This window comes from Rhodococcus indonesiensis, from assembly GCF_047782815.1.
Classification (GTDB): Bacteria; Actinomycetota; Actinomycetes; order Mycobacteriales; family Mycobacteriaceae; genus Rhodococcus; species Rhodococcus indonesiensis.
On record NZ_CP180631.1, the window covers coordinates 66,947 to 92,007 of the forward strand.

The 25,061-nt window shown below is 66.9% G+C and carries 16 protein-coding genes and 5 pseudogenes; 7 read left to right on the forward strand and 14 right to left on the reverse strand.

The window, feature by feature from the left end:
• Window positions 1-41: 41 nt before the first annotated feature.
• The 6 genes from ACM26Y_RS25715 to ACM26Y_RS25740 form a co-directional block, all read right to left on the reverse strand.
• Window positions 42-1,208 (reverse strand): CaiB/BaiF CoA transferase family protein, encoded by a 1,167-nt coding sequence (locus tag ACM26Y_RS25715; RefSeq protein ID WP_416063865.1) that lies wholly within the window; start codon window positions 1,206-1,208, stop codon window positions 42-44.
• Window positions 1,205-2,113, reverse strand: coding sequence for an alpha/beta fold hydrolase (locus ACM26Y_RS25720; protein WP_416063866.1), 909 nt, complete (start codon window positions 2,111-2,113; stop codon window positions 1,205-1,207). Before ACM26Y_RS25720 ends, ACM26Y_RS25715 begins: the two co-directional genes overlap by 4 nt.
• A complete protein-coding gene (locus ACM26Y_RS25725) occupies window positions 2,110-3,645 on the reverse strand; it encodes a long-chain-fatty-acid--CoA ligase (RefSeq protein WP_416063867.1) in 1,536 nt (511 codons plus the stop codon). The genes ACM26Y_RS25720 and ACM26Y_RS25725 overlap by 4 nt, the downstream gene beginning before the upstream one ends.
• A 36-nt stretch (window positions 3,646-3,681) precedes the next feature.
• On the reverse strand, window positions 3,682-4,701 hold the full coding sequence (locus tag ACM26Y_RS25730; RefSeq protein WP_416063868.1) for a TIGR03617 family F420-dependent LLM class oxidoreductase: 1,020 nt from the start codon (window positions 4,699-4,701) through the stop codon (window positions 3,682-3,684).
• A gap of 42 nt (window positions 4,702-4,743) precedes the next feature.
• Window positions 4,744-6,057, reverse strand: coding sequence for an MFS transporter (locus ACM26Y_RS25735; protein WP_416063869.1), 1,314 nt, complete (start codon window positions 6,055-6,057; stop codon window positions 4,744-4,746).
• 231 nt (window positions 6,058-6,288) lie between these two features.
• Window positions 6,289-6,555, reverse strand: coding sequence for a hypothetical protein (locus ACM26Y_RS25740; protein ID WP_416063870.1), 267 nt, complete (start codon window positions 6,553-6,555; stop codon window positions 6,289-6,291).
• A 584-nt stretch (window positions 6,556-7,139) separates the two neighbouring features.
• On the opposite strand from ACM26Y_RS25740, the pseudogene ACM26Y_RS25745 reads away from it, so the two are divergent.
• The 3 genes and pseudogenes from ACM26Y_RS25745 to ACM26Y_RS25755 all read left to right on the forward strand — a co-directional run.
• A pseudogene (locus ACM26Y_RS25745) lies at window positions 7,140-8,188 on the forward strand (IS256 family transposase); the annotation flags it as partial.
• Window positions 8,189-8,299: 111 nt separating this feature from the next.
• Window positions 8,300-9,355: a tyrosine-type recombinase/integrase gene (locus ACM26Y_RS25750; protein ID WP_416063767.1), complete on the forward strand. Its 1,056-nt coding sequence runs from the start codon at window positions 8,300-8,302 to the stop codon at window positions 9,353-9,355.
• Entirely contained in the window at window positions 9,352-11,307 is a 1,956-nt protein-coding gene (locus ACM26Y_RS25755) for a tyrosine-type recombinase/integrase (protein WP_416063768.1), read from the forward strand. Before ACM26Y_RS25750 ends, ACM26Y_RS25755 begins: the two co-directional genes overlap by 4 nt.
• 47 nt (window positions 11,308-11,354) lie before the next feature.
• On the opposite strand, the pseudogene ACM26Y_RS25760 reads toward ACM26Y_RS25755, so the two are convergent.
• The 5 genes and pseudogenes from ACM26Y_RS25760 to ACM26Y_RS25780 form a co-directional block, all read right to left on the reverse strand.
• Window positions 11,355-12,377 (reverse strand): annotated as a pseudogene (locus tag ACM26Y_RS25760) (IS256 family transposase); the annotation flags it as partial.
• Window positions 12,378-13,535: 1,158 nt separating this feature from the next.
• On the reverse strand, window positions 13,536-15,101 hold the full coding sequence (locus tag ACM26Y_RS25765; protein WP_416063763.1) for a GntP family permease: 1,566 nt from the start codon (window positions 15,099-15,101) through the stop codon (window positions 13,536-13,538).
• Between the two features lie 194 nt (window positions 15,102-15,295).
• Window positions 15,296-16,771, reverse strand: a complete 1,476-nt coding sequence (gene mmsA, locus ACM26Y_RS25770; protein WP_416063764.1) for a CoA-acylating methylmalonate-semialdehyde dehydrogenase — start codon at window positions 16,769-16,771, stop codon at window positions 15,296-15,298.
• 41 nt (window positions 16,772-16,812) lie between these two features.
• Complete coding sequence (locus tag ACM26Y_RS25775) at window positions 16,813-17,232, reverse strand: NAD(P)-dependent oxidoreductase (RefSeq protein WP_416063875.1); 420 nt, start codon at window positions 17,230-17,232, stop codon at window positions 16,813-16,815.
• Window positions 17,218-17,685, reverse strand: a pseudogene (locus ACM26Y_RS25780) (NAD(P)-dependent oxidoreductase); the annotation flags it as partial. The pseudogene ACM26Y_RS25780 and the gene ACM26Y_RS25775, both read right to left, overlap by 15 nt.
• 168 nt (window positions 17,686-17,853) lie before the next feature.
• Here ACM26Y_RS25780 and ACM26Y_RS25785 point away from each other — a divergent pair.
• The gene (locus ACM26Y_RS25785) at window positions 17,854-18,747 is read left to right on the forward strand and encodes a LysR family transcriptional regulator (protein ID WP_416063765.1); all 894 of its coding nucleotides are present in this window, start codon (window positions 17,854-17,856) and stop codon (window positions 18,745-18,747) included.
• 611 nt (window positions 18,748-19,358) lie between these two features.
• On the opposite strand, the gene ACM26Y_RS25790 is transcribed toward ACM26Y_RS25785, so the two are convergent.
• Both ACM26Y_RS25790 and ACM26Y_RS25795 read right to left on the reverse strand, forming a co-directional pair.
• A complete protein-coding gene (locus ACM26Y_RS25790; RefSeq protein WP_416063766.1) occupies window positions 19,359-19,535 on the reverse strand; it encodes a hypothetical protein in 177 nt (58 codons plus the stop codon).
• 94 nt (window positions 19,536-19,629) lie between these two features.
• Window positions 19,630-19,869: pseudogene (locus tag ACM26Y_RS25795) on the reverse strand (transposase); the annotation flags it as partial.
• 109 nt (window positions 19,870-19,978) lie between these two features.
• Between ACM26Y_RS25795 and ACM26Y_RS25800 the strand changes: the two are divergent.
• Both ACM26Y_RS25800 and ACM26Y_RS25805 read left to right on the forward strand, forming a co-directional pair.
• Entirely contained in the window at window positions 19,979-21,034 is a 1,056-nt protein-coding gene (locus ACM26Y_RS25800; RefSeq protein WP_416063767.1) for a tyrosine-type recombinase/integrase, read from the forward strand.
• Window positions 21,031-22,986 carry a tyrosine-type recombinase/integrase gene (locus ACM26Y_RS25805; RefSeq protein WP_416063768.1) on the forward strand — a complete coding sequence of 652 codons (1,956 nt, stop codon included), beginning with the start codon at window positions 21,031-21,033 and terminating at the stop codon, window positions 22,984-22,986. Before ACM26Y_RS25800 ends, ACM26Y_RS25805 begins: the two co-directional genes overlap by 4 nt.
• Window positions 22,987-23,033: 47 nt before the next feature.
• On the opposite strand, the pseudogene ACM26Y_RS25810 reads toward ACM26Y_RS25805, so the two are convergent.
• Window positions 23,034-24,056 (reverse strand): annotated as a pseudogene (locus ACM26Y_RS25810) (IS256 family transposase); the annotation flags it as partial.
• Window positions 24,057-24,423: 367 nt separating this feature from the next.
• Between ACM26Y_RS25810 and ACM26Y_RS25815 the strand changes: the two are divergent.
• Window positions 24,424-24,897: a 5' nucleotidase, NT5C type gene (locus ACM26Y_RS25815; protein WP_102799181.1), complete on the forward strand. Its 474-nt coding sequence runs from the start codon at window positions 24,424-24,426 to the stop codon at window positions 24,895-24,897.
• Window positions 24,898-25,061 lie beyond the last annotated feature (164 nt).

A 25,061-nucleotide genomic window follows, 5' to 3' on the forward strand; every position in this document is an offset into this window, starting at 1 on the left:
TGATACCGCAGCTGCCACGGCACCACCGATCACGGTTCGGTTCAGCGGTCGGCGGGAGCGAACACCCCCGAGTCGATCAGGTCCCGAGCCTCCCCGAGCGTCAAGCTCCTCCCGGCCAGCGCAGAGATCACCGAGTCGGTGTCTGCCCGCGCCGGGGTCGGGGTGGCAGTGGGTGTCCCGCTGAAGCGGGGCGCCGGCATCGGATGGACCACCCCCTCGATGTCGGCGAAGGTCCCTCGACCTGCCGTGTGCGCGTGGTGGGGTGCCTCGGCCAGGGTCAGAACCGGGGTCGTGCACGCCTCGCTGTCGGCGAAGACGGCCTCCCACTCGGCCCGAGTGCGGGTGGCAAAGACGGCGGCGATTCGCTCGCCCTGACGGGGCCACAACGTGCGGTCGTGTTGCTCGGCGAAGAGCGGGTCGTCGGCCAGGTCGAGCCGGGTGAGAAATTCGCGGAAGAATTGCGGCTCGACGCATCCCGCCGCCATGTATCCGCCGTCCGCACACCGGTATGTGCGATAGAACGGGGCGCCGCCGTCGAGCATGTTGCTCCCCCGCTCGTCGAGCCACGTCCCGTTCGCGACGAATCCGTAGGTCATGGCGAGCAGCGTGGACGTACCGTCGACCATCGCGGCATCGACGACCTGCCCCGGGGCGCTCGTCCGCACACGGGCCAGCGCACAGGCGATTCCGAAGGCGAGGAACATCCCGCCGCCACCGAAGTCGGAGACCAGATTGAGCGGAGGCACGGGCGCGCGATCCTTTTCACCGATGGCGTGCAGCCCCCCGGTCAGCGACAGATAGTTGATGTCGTGCCCGGGTGCCCACGCCCACGGCCCCTCCTGCCCCCACCCGGTCATCCGGCCGTACACCAACGCCGGATTACACTCGTGCAGATCCTTCGGTCCAAGACCGAGTCGTTCGGCCACCCCGGGTCGAAAACCCTCGATGACCGCGTCGCATCCCTGCGCGAGGCGACGGATCGCGACCCGCACCTGCGGATCCTTCAAGTCCGCGCGGACAACCACCCGCCCCCGCCCGAGGATCGGGTCACGGCGCCACCGATCGTCACGCACGATCCGGATCACGGTGGCCCCCATGTCCGCCAACATCATGGCGGCGAACGGGCCCGGACCGATACCCCCGAGTTCGAGGACCCGCACCCCGGCCAGGGGTCCGGACCGGTCCGGGGCGCCGACAGTTTCGTTCATGGTTGCTCCTGTGAGTGTCGTGGGGCGGGGCAGTCCTGCCAGGACCGCAAGATCTCGTCGACGGTGGCGACGAAGGCGAGGGGACGATCGAGCATGAGGTGGTGGCCACAGTCGGCAACGGTGGTGCAGATCGTGTCCTGTCCGAGCCGTCGCGCCAGCAGATCCATCACGCCGGGATCGAGCATGCCGCGCTCGCCGCGGACGAACGCCACTCGGCACGCGGCGGTGGTCACCTCGTCGAGCGCCATCCCGCCGCCCATGCCGAAGCGCGGATCGAACTGCCACGAAAACCCGCCGGGGACCGCCCGGATCGACCGGCGCGCAACGTGCGCGTGCAGGTACGGGGCAATCGGGCCGTCGGAGGGGTCGGGCCGAAACCGCGCCAGAATCTCGGTCTCGGATGAATACACCCGTGGCAGTCGGTTGTGGTTGCGCGCCGGCCCGTGCCGTGTCCGACGGGGACGGAGCGGCGAGTCCGCGACGATGACGCCGCCCAGCTCCTCACCGTGCGTACCGGCCGCCTCGAGGGCGACGAGTCCTCCCATGCTGTGTCCGACGACGATGGGCGCGGCGCCGGCGCCGAGAGCGATCTCGACGACCTCCTCGACCCACAGGTCCCGCCGGTACTCCTCGCGCCGATCGCTCTCACCATGGCCACTGAGATCCAACGCCAGGACGTGCCGGCCGTGGGCGAGCAAGGGCGCGACGTGGTCGAACCAGTGCGCATTTGCAGCCCCGCCGTGGACGAGGACGACAGGCCGGTCCCCCCGATCACCCCACTCGAGGGTGCGGATACGAGCGCCGCACACGTGGTGGAAGCCGATACGCGGGACGGAGGCGATCGCGCGGACGAACCAGCCGGGAGCCGGCTCCAGCTGCACGGGACTCGAGTGGTGTGCGCTCACTTCGCCAATTCCTCCCGCAGTACCCGTTTGAGGATCTTGCCGACCGGTGACAGCGGCAGTGCGGCGACGAAGTCGACGGTGCGTGGCGCCTTGTACCGGGCGATGTGTTCGCCGACGAAGTCACGTAGCTCGTCGGCCGAGGCCGACGTGCCGGGTTCGAGGACGACCACAGCATGGACCCGTTCGCCCCACACCTCGTCCGGGACCCCGATCACGGCACACGCCGACACCGACGGGTGTTGCAGTAGAGCTTTCTCGACCTCGGCGCTGTAGACGTTCTCGCCGCCGCTGACGATCATGTCCTTGATCCGGTCGACCAGGAACAAGTAGCCGTGCTCGTCGAGGTATCCGGCGTCGCCGGTGTGCATCCAGCCGGCGCGTATCGCCGCGGCCGTCGCCTCCGGGTTCTTCCAATAGCCGAGCATGATGTTCTCGCCGCGGACGACCACTTCACCGACGGTGCCGCGTGGAACGACGCGGTCGGATTCGTCGACGATCCGGATCTCGGTGTGGGCCGCGGCGCGCCCGACCGAGCGCAGGCGCTCGGGGTGGGCGGGATCGTGGTGGTCCTCGTCGCGCAGGATCGTGGCCACGGGTGCGAGTTCGGTCATGCCGTATCCCTGCCGAAGGCGGACGTGGGGTAGGGCGGTGAACAGCCGATCGAGGATGGGGCGGGTCATCGGTGCCGCGCCGTAGCTGATGTACTCGAGGCTGCTGAGGTCCGAGCCGCGCTGCGCTGCGTGATCGAGCAGCCAGGGGATCATCGTCGGTACGAGCGTGGTGGTGGTGATGCGCTCGCGTTCGATCGCTGCGCACAGCGCAGGCACATCGAACTCGCCGATGAACACATGGGTGGAGCCGATCATCATCTGTTGCACGAGCCCGCCGAACGCCGCAAGGTGAAACAGGGGTGCGGCGTGCAGGTAACGGCCCGGCAGATTCGGGAAGCCGACGCTGACGGCCGAGCCGTACGCCGACACGAGCATCTGCCGGGCACTGAGCATGACGCCCTTCGGGGTTCCGGTGGTGCCGCCGGTGTACATCAGCACCGCAAGCGCATCCGGATCGGTGCGGGCATCCGGCACGGAGGGACTTGTCTCGATGAGCGTTGCATAGTCGACGACGTCACGGGGCATCGCGGCGGCGCCGAAGGCGACGATGGTGTCCAGTGTGGCGCACCGTCGCCGCAGCTCGAGGGCCTGGTCGAGCCGGGGAGCGTCGACGAACAGCACACCGATCTCGGCGTCGTCGATCTGAAACGCCATCTCGTCCAGGCTCCAGCGCGTGTTGAGCGGTGATGCGACGGCGCCGATCCATGGGCACGCGAGCGCGTACTCGAAAAATTGGGCACGATTGGCGGCTAGCATCCCCACCCGCTGGCCCGACCCGATGCCGAGCGAGCGCAATCCTCCCGCCAGCCGTGCGACGCGGTCAGCGAATTCGGCGAAGGTGGCACGGTGCTCGCCGTCGATCCAGGCGATCCGGTCGGGTTCGTGCTGAAGCACGCGGTGCAGAGCCTGAGTGAAATACATGGAGTCAACTTCCGTCTGGAGGTAAGAGCGGGTCGTTCAGGTGGGCACGGCCGCGGTGTCGATGGCGGTGCGGCCGACTACTCGATGGAGGAAATCGGGGGTCGGCCCGCTCGGGGTCAGTGCGACTCGGTCGAACAAATACCCGACTCGGCGCTCGATCTCGGTTCGAACCGAGTCCGGCGCGGCGACGACCGCGAACAGTTCCAGGACGTCGTCGTCGATCCGGCGCGCCATATCGTCCCAGCGGCCTTGCTTGGACAGCGCGTTGAGGTCGTCCTGAAGATGTCCGAGGCCATGTGCTTCGAGCACCGGACGGTAGGCGGGCGTCGACGCGTAGAACGCGATGCGCGACCGGACCTCTTCGATCGACGCGCCCAGGGATTCGTCGTCGGCGCCGGTTGCTACCAAGATCTGACCGGACAGCTCGATCCGCTCGGGGCCGTTGCTCCCGCGACGTTGTTCCAGGGCGGGTAGGACGGTCGATTCGATGTAGCGCGGCGTGCTCAGTGGGTGACAGATGATGCCGTCGGCGACCTCGGCGGCCACCTTGATCATGCGGGGCCCCACGGCCGCGAGGGTGATTCGTGGCGGCGGGAAGCCGAGGGGTCCGGGGGAGAATGTCGGAGTCATCAGGGTATGGGTGTAGAAGGATCCGCGGACGTTGAGTTTTTCGCCGCTCTCCCAGTTTTCCCAGATGGCCCGGACCGCGAGGATCAGCTCGCGCATCCGGGCGGCCGGGGATGACCACGGCATCGAGTACCGCTTGGTGATGTGCGGCCGGATCTGGGATCCCAGGCCGAGTTCGAAACGACCTTCCGTGACTCGATGTAGGTCATGGGCGCAGCTCGCAATCGTCATGGGGTTGCGGGCGAAGGCGATCGCGACGGAAGTTCCGATCTCGAGCGAAGTCGTCGCGGGTGCGGCAAGTGCCGCAGCGACGAAGACGTCGTGGGCCGTCTCGGGTAGACGGATACCGTCCCACCCCGCTTCCTCGGCACGGCGGGCAGTGGCCGCGATGTCGGTGACGCTGCCGCGGAAGACGAGGTCCCACTTCATGAGTTCTCCTGACGGGAAAGGGGTGATGGTCGGGAACGCGGGCTAGGGGGTCGTCGTCGCCGAGGGTTCGGTGCCGCGGTACCGGTCTCGGTCGGGGTTGATTAGGAAGAGACTGATCAGTGCGCCCGCGATCATCACGAAGCCGAGAATGACGAATCCGCGTTCGTACCCGGCAGCCGGTGAGGCCGCGTCGGCGACGATGTTTCCCAGGACCAGGGGGGCGACGATTCCTGCGCTGCTGTAGACCGCCACCACGAAGCCCAGCACGGGGCCACGCTGATGGGGGAGGACGACGTCGGAGACAGCCGTCAGCGCGATGCCCGCTGCCGCGCCGGCGAACGACGCACCCACCACGATGAGGAACAGGTTGAGCGTGCCGCGCCCGCTCAGTGCGAACCCGATCGTGCTCAGGCCGGCGACCGCCAGCATCGTGGACGGCAGAATTCCTCTCGAAATACGATGTGCGACACCGCGCTTGGTCATCGATCGTGACACCGTACCCGCAAGTACCAGCAGGATGGCGGTGGCGGCGTACGGTAATGCGACCAGTGTGCCCGCTTCCTCCTGCGTGTAGCCGAGGCCGTCGTGCAGGTACAGCGGCAGCCAGCTGATCTTGATGGCGCTGGAGCAGTACGTCGCGAACATCAGGACGCAGATGCCGAGCACGGTTCGCTGGAATACAGCCGATGTCCACCTCGGGCTGGCGTCCATAGACGCCGCGAGAGTGTCGTGAACCGGACCTTCGCGCCCGATCGCCACCCACAACGGTGCCCACAGCGCACCGGCCAGCACCAGGGTGAGGAAGGCTGCATGCCAGGAGAACGTGACGATGACGAATGTCAGCACCGGAGCGGCGATGACCGGTCCGAGCCCCGCCCCGGCGGTGATGACCGAGGTCGGGATGGTGCGACGCTCGGCGGTGAACCAGGTGTGCGCAACAGCGACAGCCATTGCCGTCGCTGGCCCTTCGGCGAAACCGAGCACCATGCGGGATGCGATCAGAACGACGTAGCTCTCGCTCCAGATCATCGGTACCAGGCTGAGGGCCCACAGCATCGCGGTACCGGACAGCAACCACTTGGCGGGCACGCGCCCGACCAGAAAGCCGCCCAGGATGGCGCCGAGGGCGAAGCACCAGAAGAAGCTGCTTTGGATGAGACCGAACTGGCGGGCGCCGATGCCGAGATCGCGCATCAAGGAGGGACCGGCGAGCCCGACCACCACCTTGTCTGCGTAATTGACGATCAGGAATGCGCACAGCATCGCGACGATGATCCATGCGCGCGATGGGGTCTGCGGGGTGTGTCGGGCGGCGGCCGACCCGGGGGGTGTGGTGCCTACCTGAGGCAAGCTCATGCCGGTCTCCTCAATGTCGTAAATCGGAGAATGAATGTTCAGACAGATTGGATCAATGAACGTTAACTATGACAAGCCTCACATCAGGAGGCGACTTGTTGAGGGCATCGATACATGGAGTCTTGAGCTGCGATTATCACCTGTCCGTATCGACCCCATTGCCAAATCGACGCGAACGTCAGGGGCAGGCGTCCACTACCGGAGAGTAGGAAAGATGTCACTACTCGTTCACTAAACATCGGGATGCACGCAGTGATCGCACGCTGCCTGCCGGTCGAAGACCTCCTGGATCGGATGCGCCGTACGCGGTGACGACTTACGCCAGCGCCGGGCCGGTTCGAGCCGCCACGGTGACCGCGACAGGAACGTAGTCGCGGTGACGGAGCCGGTCGGGCGGGTGCAGTCGTCACCGATCCAGTGCTCGGCGAGACGGCGGGCGAGCAGGTCAATGCTGTTACCGCGGAACGGCAAGGTCACCGCGGGCGCGGCCCGAGGCACCTATCGACCTTTGTGACCCACCAGCAGTTGGTCGCCTCGCACAGCAACACAAGGTGGCCGTCGAGTCCGTCGATGCGCACCGCCATTCCGTCGCGCCACACCCGCAGCTTGATGTCCTCGATCCCGCCCGTCGGTCAACTGTCGGCGGCGACGCACCGAGGAATGCGGTCCAGCCGACCTCACCGCGAACCCGTCAGTCCTCGAGGGGGTTGACGAACCGCTCACCGGCACATCCGCTGTGCACGACCTGCGATTGCACCCAGGAACCGGGCGCCGCCTCCGGTATCTACGAAGACTCGAGAGCGGCGGTGGTAGCGAGCTGCAACCGCGGTCTACTGCGAGGAAAACACTGCACCCAGTGCACGCATGTTCCGACTGCTGCGTACCTGATCGGTCCCCGTTGGGGCACCGTCCTCTCCTGGCACGTGGATGACCCGGTTCCGCCGGGGGAGGGGTGGCGTCCATGAAGATGGTGTACGAACCGGACCTGAACGACCTGGCCGGCGTGTCGTAACCGGACGAAAGACGGTCACCGCGTGATTCTTCGAGAGAGCTACCAACTCGACTCGACGAAAGAGCACGCGATGACCACTGCCCACGATATCGACCTCCGCCAGCTTGTCGAAGACCGACTCACCGGCGCCAGCCCCGACCTGCTGCGCGAGCTGCTGACGATGTTCGTCCACGCCCTGATGGGCGCCGAGGCCGACGCCCTGTGCGGCGCCGGCTACGGCCAACGCTCCGACGAACGCACCAACAGCCGCAACGGCTACCGGCACCGCGACTTCGACACCCGCGTCGGCACCCTCGACGTGGCCATCCCCAAGCTGCGGTCCGGATCGTACTTCCCGGACTGGCTGCTCGAGCGGCGCAAGCGGGCCGAACGTGCCCTGACCTCGGTCGTTGCGACCTGCTACCTGCTCGGCGTCTCGACCCGCCGAATGGAAAAACTCGTCGACACCCTCGGGATCACCTCGCTGGGGGTGCCTCCCTGCACGAAGTGCTCGGGGGAGCGAAGTCCCAGGTCAGCGTGATGGCGAAAGATCTCGACACCCAGGTCGAGGCCTTCCGCAACCGACCCCTCGATGCGGGCCCGTACACGTTCGTCGCCGCCGACGCCCTGGTCCTCAAGGTGCGGGAGAACGGGCGGGTGGTGAACGTGCACGCCCTGGTCGCGGTGGGGGTCAACGCCGACGGCTACCGCGAGATCCTGGGGCTGGACGTCACCTCCAGCGAGGACGGCGCCGGCTGGCTGACCTTCTTCCGCGGGTTGGTCGCCCGCGGCCTGACCGGGGTGAAGTTGGTGACCTCCGACGCGCACGCCGGCCTCGTGGCGGCGATCGGCGCGACCCTGCCGGGCGCGTCCTGGCAGCGGTGCCGCACCCACTACGCGACCAACCTCATGGCGGTGACCCCGAAGTCGTCGTGACCCTGGGTGAAGACGCTGCTGCATTCGGTCTACGACCAGACCGACGCGGATTCCGTTCACGCCCAATATGATCGAGTGATCGATGCCCTCGAAACCAAGCTGCCGAAGGTCGCCGAGCACCTCGACGCTGCCCGGGTCGACCTGTTGGCGTTCACCGCGTTCCCCAAGCAGATCTGGCGGCAGATCTGGTCCAACAATCCGCGATCGGTTAACCGGCCCTCCCACGACACGATCATGGGTGCGGCGTGAGGTCCGGGGCCGACGGCGTTGCTCGGCGCATGCTGGCGGTGTCGGCTCGATCGAGAGGGGCAGACCATGACCGTTCGGGTGCGGACCCACGGCGACGGCTATGCGATCGACGGCCAGTGGGAGGGAAGCGCAGCGGCGAACGCATTCCTGACACACCTGGCCGGACGCGGATTCAGCGCGGCAACGGTGCGGGCGTATGCGTTCGACGTGCTCAACCTGGCCCGGTTCCTGCTCGATCGCGACCTCACGGTGGCGGCGGTGACGCCGGTGACGGTGTTCGAGTGGATCGACTGGCAGGACGTGCGCCGCGAACCCCGCCCCGGCATGGCGAGAAGGAATGGCAGGGGCGCGGCGGCGTCGACGATCAACCGACGAGTCGCGGCGATACGGGCGTTGTTCGAGTACCTGGTGATGACCGGGATGCGCGCCGACAATCCGGTGCCCTCACCGCGGCGCGGGCAGGGCCTGCGACCACAAGCGCGGGGACTGCTCGGGCACCTCGGACCGGGCCGACCCCGAGCTGGGGGCCGGCTGGTGCGCCAACCGCGACTGCTGCCCGAATCCCTCGACGCCGACGCGGTAGAGCAGTTCGCGGCGTCGTTGCGCACTCACCGGGATCGGGCGATGGTGTGGGCCATGCTGTTCGGGGGCCTGCGCAGCGCCGAGGTGCGATCCCTGCGGCTGGCAGACGTCGATTTCGGTCGACGTCGGTTGCGGGTGCTCGGCAAAGGCTCGAAGGAACGGGTGGTGCCGGTCGATGCGGCGTTCTTCACCGAACTGTCGGCCTATCTGCGCCTCGAACGGCCACCGGGGTTGGCGACGCAAGAGTGTTTCGTGGTGCTGCGTGGCCCCACCCACGGGTCGCCGGTCACCGAGGCCGGACTGCGGTCGCTGTTCCGGCGGCACCGAGGCCTGTCCGGCGCAACGCGGGTGCGTCCGCACCGACTGCGCCACACCTACGGCACCGAACTCGCCTCCGCTGGAATCGATCTGATGGCGTTACGGGAGTTGATGGGGCACGTGTCTCCCGAGACCACCGCCGGATACGTGCATCTGTCGGTCGAGCAGCTCGCCGCCGAATACGGCGCGGCCCGCGCCAGCCTCGCCGGGACACGACGATGACCACCCCCGCGCTCGCAATGGTCGATCCGCTGGCCGACCCGGATACGGTGCTGGCCGATTACCTCGAGCACGTTGCCGCCCTGGCTCTCAGCGCCAGGTCGGTGCGCGCTCGCACCCTCATCGCGACCACCTTCCTCACCTCGCATCCGGACCTGCGGGACTGGATGACCCGACCGGCAGCCGAACGGCTCATCGAACTGCGCCGCACCGGGGCGTGGCCGCTGCTGTGTCACCTCATCGGACGCGGCGGCCTGCGGCTGGACCTCGAACTTGCGGCCGTCAAGAACCTCACCGGTCTCGGCCGAGCCGTCGAGGACCGCGACCCGGACGGGTTTGCCGCAGTCCGGGCCGCCGGGCTGGCCTTGGGCTGGACACCGCAATGGATCGAGACGGTCCTGGGTGAATGTCTGGCGGTGCTGCTCGCCTGGCACGGCGGACTCGTCAGCGACGTGAGCGCCGATACCGTCGACGAATTCGACGCTGCATTGGCTGCAACACAGTCGATTCCGGCAACGTCTCGTCGCGCCTACCGCAACCGGATTGCGGGGCTGCGACAGATGCTGTTTCAGGCCCGCATCGTCGACACACCACCACGGCGCCGGGGGTGGGCCCGCAGTTACGCTCAACGCTTCGCCGAGGTTCCGATGGCCGACGCGATTCGCGCAACATTGCTGCGTTACGTCACCGTCCGGGCATCGGTGCTGCGTCCGAAATCCGTCGAATCCTTGATCAACGACTTGCTGCCGTTCGCGGACTACCTCACCACCGCTCATCCCGAGGTCACGTCCCTCGAGGATCTCGACCGCAATCACATCGAGGGCTTCCTCGTCTGGAACCGCACCCGCACCTGGCGTGGGCAACGCGCCGCTTCCGGCGCCGGACGCATCATCTCGAAGGCCGTGATCCAATCGACGGTGCTGAGCGTGCGCAACCTGCTCGACGACATCACCGAATGGGGTTGGGAGCAGGCCCCACCGCGCCGTCTGGTTTTCGCCGTCGACGTCCCCAAACTCGATCAACCGCTTCCGCGGGCCCTGCCGCCCGACATCGATGTTGCAGTGATGTATGCGGTCTCTGGGCTGGATGATTCGTTCGCTCGTATCGGGCTGACCGTGCTCCGCGGAGCTGGTCTGCGGGTCGGGGAGCTACTCGACCTCGAACTCGGCAGCGTCATCGACTACGGTCCCGCCGGCACCTGGTTGAAGGTGCCGTTGGGCAAGCTCGCCACCGAACGCATGGTGCCACTCTCGGCCACCACCCTCACCGCGTTGGACGAGTGGACCAGTCGGCGTGGTATCTGCCGGCCGCTGCCGCACCCCCGCACCGGAGCGTTGACCGATTTCCTGTTCGTCGCGCACGGTCGCCGTCTCAGCCAGACCCGGCTGCGCAACGGGTTACTCGCTGCCGTCGAGACTTGCGGACTGCGTGGGGCCGGGGGTGCGCCGTTGGTGGTGACCCCGCATCAGCTGCGGCATACGTGGGCTACCGAACTCGCGAACGCTGGGATGAGCCTGCAGGCGTTGATGGCGTTGCTCGGGCACGTCACCCCGCAAATGACTTTGCGTTACGCCACTTTGGCTTCACCGACATTGCGTGATGCCTACGACCAGGCGATGGGCAAGATGCGGCGGCGGTTCACTCTCACCCCGGTCGGCAAACCGATCGTTCCCGACACGGTGAGTTGGCTCGGCAGCGAGATGCTCAAAACGCGTGTTGCCCACGGCTACTGTTCCCGTCACGAGAGCGCGGGTGCTTGTCCCTATGCCAACATCTGCGAGACCTGCGACAACTTCGTCACCGGACCGGAATTCCGCGACGCGCTTGAGGCGCAACGCACCGACATCCAGGCACTCGAGGTCGATGCCCACGACCGAGGATGGCCCGATGAAGCGGCCCGTCACCATCGCGTCGCTGACGCGTTGACCGACCACCTCCACCGGCTCGACCGCTGACCCAAATCGGCAATCAGGGGTTGATCCGACCCTGAGGGCCGGATAAGTTCTGTGGGGTTGTTAGACCAGATCTGTCGCCACACGTCGTCGGGGAACGCGGTGAAGGCGAGCAGGTCCTCGCGGGCATCGCCGAGGTGGTCGGCGACCTCGGGCAGGCGGTGCTCCGTGTACTCCAGCAGCCGGTCGAACTGGGCGTTGACGGCGTCTGCGGTGGGCTGGTCGTACACGCTGTGCAGCATTGCTTTCACGGCCGGCCACATGGACTTGGGGCACACGGCCATGAGGTTGGCGGCGTAGTGGGTGCGGCAGCGTTGCCACGCGGCGCCGGGCAGGTTCGCCGAGATCGCATCCACGAGGCCGGCGTGGGCATCGGAGGTCACCAGCCGCACGCCGCCCAGGCCGCGGGCGACCAGGTCGGCGAAGAAGGTGTTCCACGAGGCCGTGGTCTCACTGGTGGCCACCTGCATACCGAGGACCTCGCGGTGGCCGTCGCCGTTGACGCCGGTGGCCAGCAGCACCGAGGCCTTGACGACCTGCTTGTTCTCGCGGACCTTGATGGTCAGCGCGTCAGCGGTGACGAACGTGAACGGCCCGGCCTCGTCCAGGCGCCGGTGGCGGAACGCGGCGACCTGCTCATCCAGGTCGGCGGCCATGCGGGAGACCTGCGACTTAGACAGTGAATCGATGCCCAAGGTCTTGACCAACTTGTCCATCCGGCGAGTGGAGACGCCGGCCAAGTAGCAGTCCGCCACCACCGTGATCAGCGCCGACTCGGCCCGCTTGCGGCGCTCGAGCAACCACTCCGGAAAGTAGCTGCCCGAGCGCAGCTTCGGTACGGCGACGTCGACGGTGCCGACGCGGGTATCCAGGGGCCGGTGCCGGTAGCCGTTGCGCAGGTTGGTGCGTTCGGCGGACCGGGCGTTCCACTCGGCACCGCACACGGCGTCGGCGTCCGCCGAAAGCAGGGCGTTGATCATGGTCTGCAGCAGCTCGCGCATCAGATCCGGCGACGCGTCGGCGAGGGCTTGGCTAAGCAGGCCTGCAGGGTCGACAATATGGGGTGCGGTCATCGTGATGACTCCATTCGAGGATTCGGTAAGAGGTTGACTCGAAGGATCACACGGTGGCCGCTCTACATTCGTGCACAACACGGATTCGTAGACGGGCTCGGCCACCGAGTTACACCACTCTAAGGGGCACTACTACTAGCGCCCGACTGGACGCCTACGGGCTCGGAGCGGACATCGAGATCGGGGTCGGCGAGCCCCTGATCAGTCGGCCCGGGGTGGAGGCACTGACTGGATATCGGCTCGCCTTGTATGCGTCCGTCGACTACCTCGACAACCATGGGGCGCCTCGGGTCCAGGACGACCTCCGAGGCCACTCGTTGGTCTATTACGTCGAGTCCCTTCTGCGAGTCGAGGACCTCGACATCCTCAACCGGTTCGTGGACACCCACCGCGTATCGGTCGGGTCCACGAGTATCCAGGCGCAGCTAGCAGCGCAGGCGCCGGAATCGGTCTCCGGCCCGCCTGCCTCGCGGAACGCGTTCCCAGTCTCCGGCGGGTGCTGTGGGTGTCGTCGGCGTCGAGCCCACCTAGACAGCGGTTCTCGCCTCCGGCGGACTGCGCCGCCCAGCAACAACAACCGACATGTAGGCGATCCGCGAGATGGTCGCCGAGAAGCCAGATGTCCTACTGCCCGTCTGAGGGGCAGGCCGTGGGCGGACGCGCCGTCGTCGGCGCGGCCCGGCTCGAGCACTTCGACGACGCGTTCCAGGTCGTGCGCGGAATGCTGCAGGATGCCACCGAACGGCCCGAGATCGGCCGTCTTCGTTGCGGTGTGAGCGGCGCGAGACTGGCCGGCTCCTGGGCTGGGATTAGGCGCGCCAGGCTTCCGTGCTCCGTCGGTGCGGTGACGTGGGCCGTTTTACAGGTGGGGCAGGTCCGGGGGAGGTATGTACGGGGATCCCTCGAGCTTCGACGAGTGCTTGAGCCGAAGCCCTTCAAAGCGCTTCGTTTTATAGGATCTGGTTAACGAAAGTTGCCCACAGTCGCTAACTCGGTAAAGCGCTTTGACGGCGTGGTGCTAGCGGTTGAAAAAGCTGGACTTTCCCACTTCGTGGTGCACACCGTCATTTTTCCGGCTCGGTGTTAGGGGGCGCCGAACCCGGAGGCGTGGGTGACCTTGGGGCGTTCATTCTGGTGTCTCGAACTTGACGGGTTCGGTTAGAAGGCGCCGAAGGTGAGTCCGAGGGTGGCGGCGAACAGAACGCCGACCAGTGGGACCAACACGCTCACGACGAAGATGTCTTTGTAAGCCTCCCGGTGCGTCAGCCCGCACACTACGAGCACCGTGATCATCGCGCCGTTGTGGGGGAGGGAGTCGAAGCTGGTTGATGCCATGGCGATCACGCGGTGCATGACCTCCATGTCGATGCCCTGTTCGGCCGCTGCTGTAGCGAGGTCGGCACCGAAGGTCTCGAGGGAGATCGCCAGACCGCCGGAGGCCGATCCTGTGATCCCGGAGATACCGGTCACTGACAGCACGCCCGTCACGAGAGGGTTCTCGCTGATGGTGAACAGGCCGTCGCGTACCACGGCGAACGCGGCGAGGGAGGCGATGATGGCGCCGTAGCCCACCTCGCTGGCCGTGATCATGCACGGGGCGACCGCACGCTGGGCGCCCTCGGACAACCCCTTGACCAGATCTTTGGCCTGGCGGAAATTCCACGCCAGTAGCCAGACGACGCCGGAGACGAGCGCGATGATGACGGACCAGATGCTCAGGAGGCTCTCGACGCTGGTGCTGCCGTACGCCTCCTCTGCCAAGTATGAGGTGTCCAGGCCAGGGATGATGAGGTAGGTGGCTAAAGCGTTCATCGAGGCCACCACGACGACCGGCAGGAGTCCGATGGCGCCGCGCCGATGGACCCCGTCATCGAGGGGGGTCGGACGCTCGGGGGCGGTGATCACGGCCGTCGCACCGCGAGTGGCCGGTGCCGCGGCGGCCTCGCGGCCACCCGTCGAGGTTGTGGCGCTTTCGCCGAGGCCTTCCTGGAAGTCTGGAAGCGCGTGGCCCCCGGGGCTTGACGGGCCGTCGGCAAGCGTGGGTGGTGCGATGTCGTCGCGCTTTTCGATCTCGGTCGGGTCGAAGTACGACTCCCCGGCGGTCTTGAGCTTGTTCTGGCGGTAGGTCAGCCACGCCATGCCCACTCCGAAGACGAGAGCGGTGGCGAGGAGGCTCAGAACGGGTGCGGCGAAGGTGTTGGTGCCGAAGTACTTGCCGGGCATTGTGTTGTGGATCTGCGGGCTGCCCGGGATCGCCGCGAGTGAGAACGTGAACAGGCCCAGCATGATGGCCGCCGGAAGCAGTCTGCGGGGAATGTCCGCCTCACGGAACAGGGCGGTGGCGATGGGGAAGACGGAGAAGACCACGACCCAGCCGCTCACGCCGCCATAGGTCAGTAGTGCGGTGGCCAGGACGGTGATGAAGATCGCTCTGCGCGGACCCATCACCCGGGCCAACCACTGGGCGATGGCCTGGGCGCTTCCACTGAGTGACATCAGGGAGCCGAAGATGGCCCCGGTGAGGAAGAGTGGGAAGTAGGAGATGATGAAGCCGCCCATTGCGGGCATGAAGATCTGCGTGTAGCTGCCGAGCGCCGGAAGTCCCGAGAACAGGATGGCGATCAGGGCGGCGAGTGGCGCGACGTAGAGGACGGAGTGGCCGCGGTAGGCGAGCGTGATGAGGAAGACCAGCGACAACACTATTCCAAGAAGGCTCAGAATCATGGGGTGCTCTTTTCGATCAGGTGGCAGGGCCTGTGCGCCGGGCACTCGTCGGTAGTCGTCACGATCACTGGCGCAGGGTCAGGAATTGAGGAGGGGGAGGGGGTTTGAGCCTCGCGACGGCGCGGTGTGCCGCCGCTGGGCCGTTGGCCCCGGGAGCGCCGACTGCGACGGTCGGCACTCCCGGGAGGTGAGGGTCAGTTGGGGCGGAAGCCGAAGTCCTGACCGGCGACACTGTCCCACCGAGAGGTGACGAACTTGGGCCGGGTGTAGAAGTCCCACGATGCGTTGTTCAGGCCCGACTGGCCGAACGCGGAGTCCTTCCAGCCCTGGACCGCATAGGTGGCGACCGGGACGGGGATGGCCACGTTGACCCCGACCATCCCTGCCGAGATGCGGCGCTCGAACTCATCGGCGGCCGCACCGGACTGGGTGAAGATCGAGGCGCCGTTGCCGTAGCGGTGGTTCTCCACTAGGTCGAGTGCCTCATCGAGCGTGTCGACGCGCAGCACCACGAGAACAGGTCCGAAAATCTCCTCGCAGTACGCGGGGGAATCGGTGGTGACGTCGGTGAGGATGGTGGGCCCGATGAAGTAGCCGTTCTCGAAGCCCTCGACCTCCTCGGTACTGCGGTCGACCACCGCGGTGGCGCCGCCGGCAACGGAGTCGGCGACGACACGGCGGATCCGCTCCTGCGCGGCGCGGGTCACCACAGGACCGACCTCGGTCCCGGCGGTGCTGCCGGCGCCGAGCTTGACGGCCTCCGCGCGGGGCTTGAGCTTGTCCAGCAGCGCCGTGGTGTCGGGGCCGACGACGACGGCCACGGAGATGGCCATGCAGCGCTGCCCGGCGGCACCGAAGGCGGACGACGTCAGCTGGTCGGCGACGATCTCCGGGTCCGCGTCGGGCATGACGATCATGTGGTTCTTGGCGCCGCCGAGCGCCTGTGCACGGATCCCGGCCTCCGAGGCCCGCTTGTAGACGGAGTGCGCAACCGGCGTGGATCCGACAAAGGCGACGGCCTGGCTGATCGGAGAATCGATGAGTGCTTCGGAGGCCTCCTGACGGCCGTGGATGACGGTGAAGATCCCCGCCGGGAGCCCGGCCTCGGCGAACAGCTCGGCCACCCGGATGCTGACCCCGGGCGCCTGCTCGCTGGGCTTCCACACGAAGGCGTTGCCCGCGGCGATCGCCACGGCGCCCTGCATGAGGCCGATCATGATGGGGAAGTTGAACGGGGTGATGCCCACGACCACCCCGAGCGGGTGCTGCACCGACTTGGTGTTGATGCCGGGGCCGGTCTGCAGGGAGGTCGACCCGTGCGACAGGGCCGGACCGCCGCAGGCCAGCTCGACGGCTTCCACGGCCCGACCGACCTCACCGGCGGCGTCGTCCACGGTCTTGCCGTGCTCCTCGCTGATGAGCGCGGCCAGCTCCGAGCGGTGCTCGATGAGCAGGTCGCGGAGTCGGTACAGGGGCTGGACACGACGCGAGAGGGTGGTGGCCGCCCACGCCGGTGCGGCGGCCGCGGCAGTCTGCAGGGCACGGTCCACGGTGGCCGGATCGGCCATCGGGACGGTCGCGACCGCCGTGTCGGTGGCGGGGTTAAGCACGTCGATCGTGTCCTCGCCGGAGACGGCCTCGCCGTTGATCCAGTGGGTGATGGTGCGCATCGGTATTACCTTTCGATGGGGAATCTGGGAAAAAGAGCTGCTCAGATGAGCTTGACGATGGCGGAGCAGTCGAGCGCCGCATCACCCGCGTCGGTGAGGGTCTGCAGCCGGCCGGACATCTCGCGCGCGGCGGCGAGATCGAGGTCCAGGCCCGCTGCCGTCTGGTGCGCCAGGCCGAGGTCCTTGGCCATGAGAGCCACCGAGAAGCCGCCCTCGAAGTCGCGGTTCGACGGAGCGGAGGGGACGGGCCCGGCGATCGGGTAGTAGTTGCGCAGCACCCAACTGTCGCCGCTGGAGACGGCGGCGCACTCGATAAGGGTGGAATGGTCGATCTTCAGGCGGTCCGCGAGAGCGGCGGCCTCGGCGACACCCTGGAGGTTCACCGCAAGCATGAGATTGTTGAGCATCTTGACGCCCTGTCCGGCACCCACCGGACCGACGTGGAACACGCGAGACCCCATGGCGTCCAGGGTCGGCCGCGCCGCCTCGACGTCCTGCGCCTCACCGCCGACCATGAACGTCAGGGTGCCCCCCTCGGCGCCCGCCGTCCCTCCGGAGACGGGAGCGTCAATGAACCGACAACCCCGGTCCCGCACCTCGGCGGCGATGGACTCGACATCCGCGACCGCGATGGTCGAGCAGTCGATGACCAGCGCACCGGGAGCGGTCGCCTCGAGGACACCCTGCGCGCAGAGGGCTGCACGGACATGCTCACCCTTGGGGAGCATGCTCACCACGATGTCGGCGTCGCGGACCGCGTCAAGCGCGGATTCCACGGTGGGGACCCCGGCTGCCTCGCGTGCGTCCGGTGAGAGATCGAACGCCGCGACATCGAAGCCGGCAGCAGCGAGGTTCCTAGCCATGGGGGCTCCCATGTGGCCCAAACCGATCCAACCTAGTCGAGTCATCGTGGTCGTCCTCTTCTCGTCGTGTCGTTCTACCGGGGATGCGCCGCGATCGGGAAACTGTGATCTACGTCATCGACCCGCGGTTTAAGAGTGGGTGAACATTGCCGCCGCGAAAAGGGCGACTTCGGTAACCTGGCTGTGCAAGATTGCACAGCGAGGCGCAGAGGGGAATCAGTGCGAGCCGACGACCTCGTGATCCTTCTGGAGGTCGCACGGTGTGGTTCGCTCTCGCGCGCGGCCGCCACCCTCGGCCTCAACCACGCCACCGTGTCGAGGCGGATCTCGGTGTTGGAGAACGACCTGCGCTCGGCCGTGATCACCCGCACCGTCCAGGGGTGCGAGCTCACGGACTTGGGGGCAGGGCTGCTGGAGTCGTGCGAACTCATCGAGCGCGCACTGTCGGAGGTGGCGGAGCGGGCGAGCTCGACCCCGGCGCACCGGTCGCTCTCCGGCCTGGTCCGGATCGCCACGACGGACGGGTTCGGCAGCGCGTTCATCGCGCCGCTCATGGCCGAACTCCACCAGATCAACCAGGGCCTACAGGTGGAGATCGTCACCAGCACCCGGCTCGATGCCTACGGGCTCGGAGCCGACATCGAGATCGGCGTGGGCGAACCGCTGACGGGCCGCCCGGGAGCGGAGGCGTTGACCCGATATCGGCTTGCGCTCTACGCGTCCGCCGACTACCTCGACCACCACGGGGTCCCCCGAACGCCGGATGATCTGCGAGGTCATTCGCTCGTGTACTACGTCGAATCGCTCCTGCGGGTCGAGGACCTCGACATCCTCGGGCGATTCGTCGACACCCATCGCGTGGCAGTGGGGTCCACCAGCATCCAGGCCCAGATCGCGGCGACCAGGGAGGGCGCGGGGATCGGTCTACTGCCCGCCTACCTCGCCGAATCTGTCCCTGGCCTGCGGCGGGTGCTGTGGGCCGACGTCGGAGTCGAACCGACGTACACGGCGGTCCTCGCGTCGCGCAGGCTTCGGCGCCCCGCCGCCACGACCGTGATGCAGGCAATCCGCGAGATGGTCGCCGAGAAGCAGTACCTCCTGCTGCCTACATGAGGGGCAGGCCACGGGCGCCCGCCCCATCTTCGGCTGCCAAAGAATGGCCGAGTGGAGGGAATGGGCGCAGTCAGAGACGAGACTTGAACGCCAGGTATTGATTAGGTGCCGGGTTCTGAGGTGTCGAGTTCCCGTCGCAGGCCAGGTCCGTGACACAACAACGCGTCCAGTTTGCCAACGTCGGCCTTGGCAGAAGCCCTTGCTGTGGGTTTCGAGCCATTGTCAGGCGCTTCGCACAATGTGCGAATGTGTCAAAGCGGATGCGAATCCCAGTGAAGAGTCGCAAGTGAGAGCACCGGCCACCATGTGGTTGGCGGCCCGGGTTCGACATCAACACGGCGGCGAATTAACGACTCGATGCGCGACCACGCGCAGGTTGCATGCGGCTCGAACTCGGACGAGCTGCGAGCATCTCGGGGGGCGAGTTCGCGGGAGCGGCAACTCGTCCAACTCTACTGGACAGTCTGCGTATCAAGGTCGTGCGTATTGGAGTTGGTAGGCGGGGCGATCCTGGGTAATTCTTCCGCGCACGTTCTTACGCCGCGGCAGGCTGCTCACAACGTGCGGGCGGCACTGGTCGCGTGGCGAGATGGCGGTGTCGCGGTGGAGGATCATCTGAGGAGACGGGCGGTATCGGTGCCGCGGGAGGGTGTCCCGTTGGTGACGTCGGTCTTCGCTGCCTGGTGGGCGGCGCACAGAGCATCGCGCGACCAGCCGTGCTCGACGGCCGCGGCTGCGTACTTGTCTCGATCGTCCTGAGCGCTGAGCTTGTCCAGCAGGACAGTCACGTGCCCCCAGGGCAAGTACGCAACAGGCTGTTGCGCGATTGGTCGGTCAAGCCCCTAGAAGTGGTGTAACTGGTTTTTGATCCTTCGTTGGTGATCAGGCGGGCAGTTGCATCAGGTCATCGGTGCTCACCTCCGTCGGCGAGCTGGTATCGGTACCGGTGGTCAGGGTGAGTCGGCAGCGGCCCAGAACTTCGAGGCCGAGGTAGCGGCGGCCTTCGGCCCATTCGTCGGTCTGTTCGGCCAGGACGGCGCCGATGAGGCGGACGATGGCATCCCGGTTGGGGAAGATCCCGACGACGTCGGTGCGGCGGCGGATCTCGCGGTTGAGCCGATCGGTTAACCGGCCCTCCCACGACACGATCATGGGTGCGGCGTGAGGTCCGGGGCCGACGGCGTTGCTCGGCGCATGCTGGCGGTGTCGGCTCGATCGAGAGGGGCAGACCATGACCGTTCGGGTGCGGACCCACGGCGACGGCTATGCGATCGACGGCCAGTGGGAGGGAAGCGCAGCGGCGAACGCATTCCTGACACACCTGGCCGGACGCGGATTCAGCGCGGCAACGGTGCGGGCGTATGCGTTCGACGTGCTCAACCTGGCCCGGTTCCTGCTCGATCGCGACCTCACGGTGGCGGCGGTGACGCCGGTGACGGTGTTCGAGTGGATCGACTGGCAGGACGTGCGCCGCGAACCCCGCCCCGGCATGGCGAGAAGGAATGGCAGGGGCGCGGCGGCGTCGACGATCAACCGACGAGTCGCGGCGATACGGGCGTTGTTCGAGTACCTGGTGATGACCGGGATGCGCGCCGACAATCCGGTGCCCTCACCGCGGCGCGGGCAGGGCCTGCGACCACAAGCGCGGGGACTGCTCGGGCACCTCGGACCGGGCCGACCCCGAGCTGGGGGCCGGCTGGTGCGCCAACCGCGACTGCTGCCCGAATCCCTCGACGCCGACGCGGTAGAGCAGTTCGCGGCGTCGTTGCGCACTCACCGGGATCGGGCGATGGTGTGGGCCATGCTGTTCGGGGGCCTGCGCAGCGCCGAGGTGCGATCCCTGCGGCTGGCAGACGTCGATTTCGGTCGACGTCGGTTGCGGGTGCTCGGCAAAGGCTCGAAGGAACGGGTGGTGCCGGTCGATGCGGCGTTCTTCACCGAACTGTCGGCCTATCTGCGCCTCGAACGGCCACCGGGGTTGGCGACGCAAGAGTGTTTCGTGGTGCTGCGTGGCCCCACCCACGGGTCGCCGGTCACCGAGGCCGGACTGCGGTCGCTGTTCCGGCGGCACCGAGGCCTGTCCGGCGCAACGCGGGTGCGTCCGCACCGACTGCGCCACACCTACGGCACCGAACTCGCCTCCGCTGGAATCGATCTGATGGCGTTACGGGAGTTGATGGGGCACGTGTCTCCCGAGACCACCGCCGGATACGTGCATCTGTCGGTCGAGCAGCTCGCCGCCGAATACGGCGCGGCCCGCGCCAGCCTCGCCGGGACACGACGATGACCACCCCCGCGCTCGCAATGGTCGATCCGCTGGCCGACCCGGATACGGTGCTGGCCGATTACCTCGAGCACGTTGCCGCCCTGGCTCTCAGCGCCAGGTCGGTGCGCGCTCGCACCCTCATCGCGACCACCTTCCTCACCTCGCATCCGGACCTGCGGGACTGGATGACCCGACCGGCAGCCGAACGGCTCATCGAACTGCGCCGCACCGGGGCGTGGCCGCTGCTGTGTCACCTCATCGGACGCGGCGGCCTGCGGCTGGACCTCGAACTTGCGGCCGTCAAGAACCTCACCGGTCTCGGCCGAGCCGTCGAGGACCGCGACCCGGACGGGTTTGCCGCAGTCCGGGCCGCCGGGCTGGCCTTGGGCTGGACACCGCAATGGATCGAGACGGTCCTGGGTGAATGTCTGGCGGTGCTGCTCGCCTGGCACGGCGGACTCGTCAGCGACGTGAGCGCCGATACCGTCGACGAATTCGACGCTGCATTGGCTGCAACACAGTCGATTCCGGCAACGTCTCGTCGCGCCTACCGCAACCGGATTGCGGGGCTGCGACAGATGCTGTTTCAGGCCCGCATCGTCGACACACCACCACGGCGCCGGGGGTGGGCCCGCAGTTACGCTCAACGCTTCGCCGAGGTTCCGATGGCCGACGCGATTCGCGCAACATTGCTGCGTTACGTCACCGTCCGGGCATCGGTGCTGCGTCCGAAATCCGTCGAATCCTTGATCAACGACTTGCTGCCGTTCGCGGACTACCTCACCACCGCTCATCCCGAGGTCACGTCCCTCGAGGATCTCGACCGCAATCACATCGAGGGCTTCCTCGTCTGGAACCGCACCCGCACCTGGCGTGGGCAACGCGCCGCTTCCGGCGCCGGACGCATCATCTCGAAGGCCGTGATCCAATCGACGGTGCTGAGCGTGCGCAACCTGCTCGACGACATCACCGAATGGGGTTGGGAGCAGGCCCCACCGCGCCGTCTGGTTTTCGCCGTCGACGTCCCCAAACTCGATCAACCGCTTCCGCGGGCCCTGCCGCCCGACATCGATGTTGCAGTGATGTATGCGGTCTCTGGGCTGGATGATTCGTTCGCTCGTATCGGGCTGACCGTGCTCCGCGGAGCTGGTCTGCGGGTCGGGGAGCTACTCGACCTCGAACTCGGCAGCGTCATCGACTACGGTCCCGCCGGCACCTGGTTGAAGGTGCCGTTGGGCAAGCTCGCCACCGAACGCATGGTGCCACTCTCGGCCACCACCCTCACCGCGTTGGACGAGTGGACCAGTCGGCGTGGTATCTGCCGGCCGCTGCCGCACCCCCGCACCGGAGCGTTGACCGATTTCCTGTTCGTCGCGCACGGTCGCCGTCTCAGCCAGACCCGGCTGCGCAACGGGTTACTCGCTGCCGTCGAGACTTGCGGACTGCGTGGGGCCGGGGGTGCGCCGTTGGTGGTGACCCCGCATCAGCTGCGGCATACGTGGGCTACCGAACTCGCGAACGCTGGGATGAGCCTGCAGGCGTTGATGGCGTTGCTCGGGCACGTCACCCCGCAAATGACTTTGCGTTACGCCACTTTGGCTTCACCGACATTGCGTGATGCCTACGACCAGGCGATGGGCAAGATGCGGCGGCGGTTCACTCTCACCCCGGTCGGCAAACCGATCGTTCCCGACACGGTGAGTTGGCTCGGCAGCGAGATGCTCAAAACGCGTGTTGCCCACGGCTACTGTTCCCGTCACGAGAGCGCGGGTGCTTGTCCCTATGCCAACATCTGCGAGACCTGCGACAACTTCGTCACCGGACCGGAATTCCGCGACGCGCTTGAGGCGCAACGCACCGACATCCAGGCACTCGAGGTCGATGCCCACGACCGAGGATGGCCCGATGAAGCGGCCCGTCACCATCGCGTCGCTGACGCGTTGACCGACCACCTCCACCGGCTCGACCGCTGACCCAAATCGGCAATCAGGGGTTGATCCGACCCTGAGGGCCGGATAAGTTCTGTGGGGTTGTTAGACCAGATCTGTCGCCACACGTCGTCGGGGAACGCGGTGAAGGCGAGCAGGTCCTCGCGGGCATCGCCGAGGTGGTCGGCGACCTCGGGCAGGCGGTGCTCCGTGTACTCCAGCAGCCGGTCGAACTGGGCGTTGACGGCGTCTGCGGTGGGCTGGTCGTACACGCTGTGCAGCATTGCTTTCACGGCCGGCCACATGGACTTGGGGCACACGGCCATGAGGTTGGCGGCGTAGTGGGTGCGGCAGCGTTGCCACGCGGCGCCGGGCAGGTTCGCCGAGATCGCATCCACGAGGCCGGCGTGGGCATCGGAGGTCACCAGCCGCACGCCGCCCAGGCCGCGGGCGACCAGGTCGGCGAAGAAGGTGTTCCACGAGGCCGTGGTCTCACTGGTGGCCACCTGCATACCGAGGACCTCGCGGTGGCCGTCGCCGTTGACGCCGGTGGCCAGCAGCACCGAGGCCTTGACGACCTGCTTGTTCTCGCGGACCTTGATGGTCAGCGCGTCAGCGGTGACGAACGTGAACGGCCCGGCCTCGTCCAGGCGCCGGTGGCGGAACGCGGCGACCTGCTCATCCAGGTCGGCGGCCATGCGGGAGACCTGCGACTTAGACAGTGAATCGATGCCCAAGGTCTTGACCAACTTGTCCATCCGGCGAGTGGAGACGCCGGCCAAGTAGCAGTCCGCCACCACCGTGATCAGCGCCGACTCGGCCCGCTTGCGGCGCTCGAGCAACCACTCCGGAAAGTAGCTGCCCGAGCGCAGCTTCGGTACGGCGACGTCGACGGTGCCGACGCGGGTATCCAGGGGCCGGTGCCGGTAGCCGTTGCGCAGGTTGGTGCGTTCGGCGGACCGGGCGTTCCACTCGGCACCGCACACGGCGTCGGCGTCCGCCGAAAGCAGGGCGTTGATCATGGTCTGCAGCAGCTCGCGCATCAGATCCGGCGACGCGTCGGCGAGGGCTTGGCTAAGCAGGCCTGCAGGGTCGACAATATGGGGTGCGGTCATCGTGATGACTCCATTCGAGGATTCGGTAAGAGGTTGACTCGAAGGATCACACGGTGGCCGCTCTACATTCGTGCACAACACGGATTCGTAGACGGGCTCGGCCACCGAGTTACACCACTCTAAGGGGCACTACTAAGTGCTCTTCCATGACGACCTCACGTGGTGGGGAACTCGACACTGTGCGGGGACTGGAAAGACGACCGTCCCCACCAGTGGATTGAGACCACCGTTCCCTCGATGCGCGGTGGGGGAATTGCGGTGTAGTGGCAATAAAGACTGTGGTGGGTGCGGCCCTGTTCGCGACGGCGATATCGAGTGGCGCAAGCAGCGCACAGCGCTGTAAGCCGCCCGCCGGTATTGTCGGGACGTGGCTGATCGTCGAAAGATCCTCTACGTCGACCTCGACAACACGCTGGTTCACTTCAGGTCCGGCATCGATCGCCTCGGCGCTGCCGATTTCCAGGAGTACCAGGACCGCTACGACGAGGCTCCGGGGATCTTCGCGCTGATGGACCCCATCGACGGTGCGATCGAAGCATTCACCCAGCTGGCAGCACACTTCGATGCGTACATACTCTCGACCGCACCGTGGAAAAACCCGTCAGCGTGGTCGGACAAACTGCTGTGGGTGCAGAAGCACTTCGGCACCGACCCGCACTCCGTCGCCTACAAGCGATTAATCCTGTCGCACCACAAGAATCTCAATCACGGAGACTTCCTGGTCGACGACCGTGACCACAATGGCGCGAAGGACTTCACGGGTGAACTGGTCAAATTTGGCAGTACCGAATTCCCCAACTGGGATGCGGTGACCACCCACCTGCTGGGCGGAGCGGGATAGCCTTGGCCTACCGCACCACCGGTGTCAACGGCAACTGAAAACTGGTTCTGCTGGACGGTCAGCAGCGCCTCACGTCGCTAACCCAGGCGTTGAGCGGGAACGACATCCTCATCACGAAGGACAGTCGCGGCAAGTGCTTGTTCGGTGGTACCTGGTCCACATGG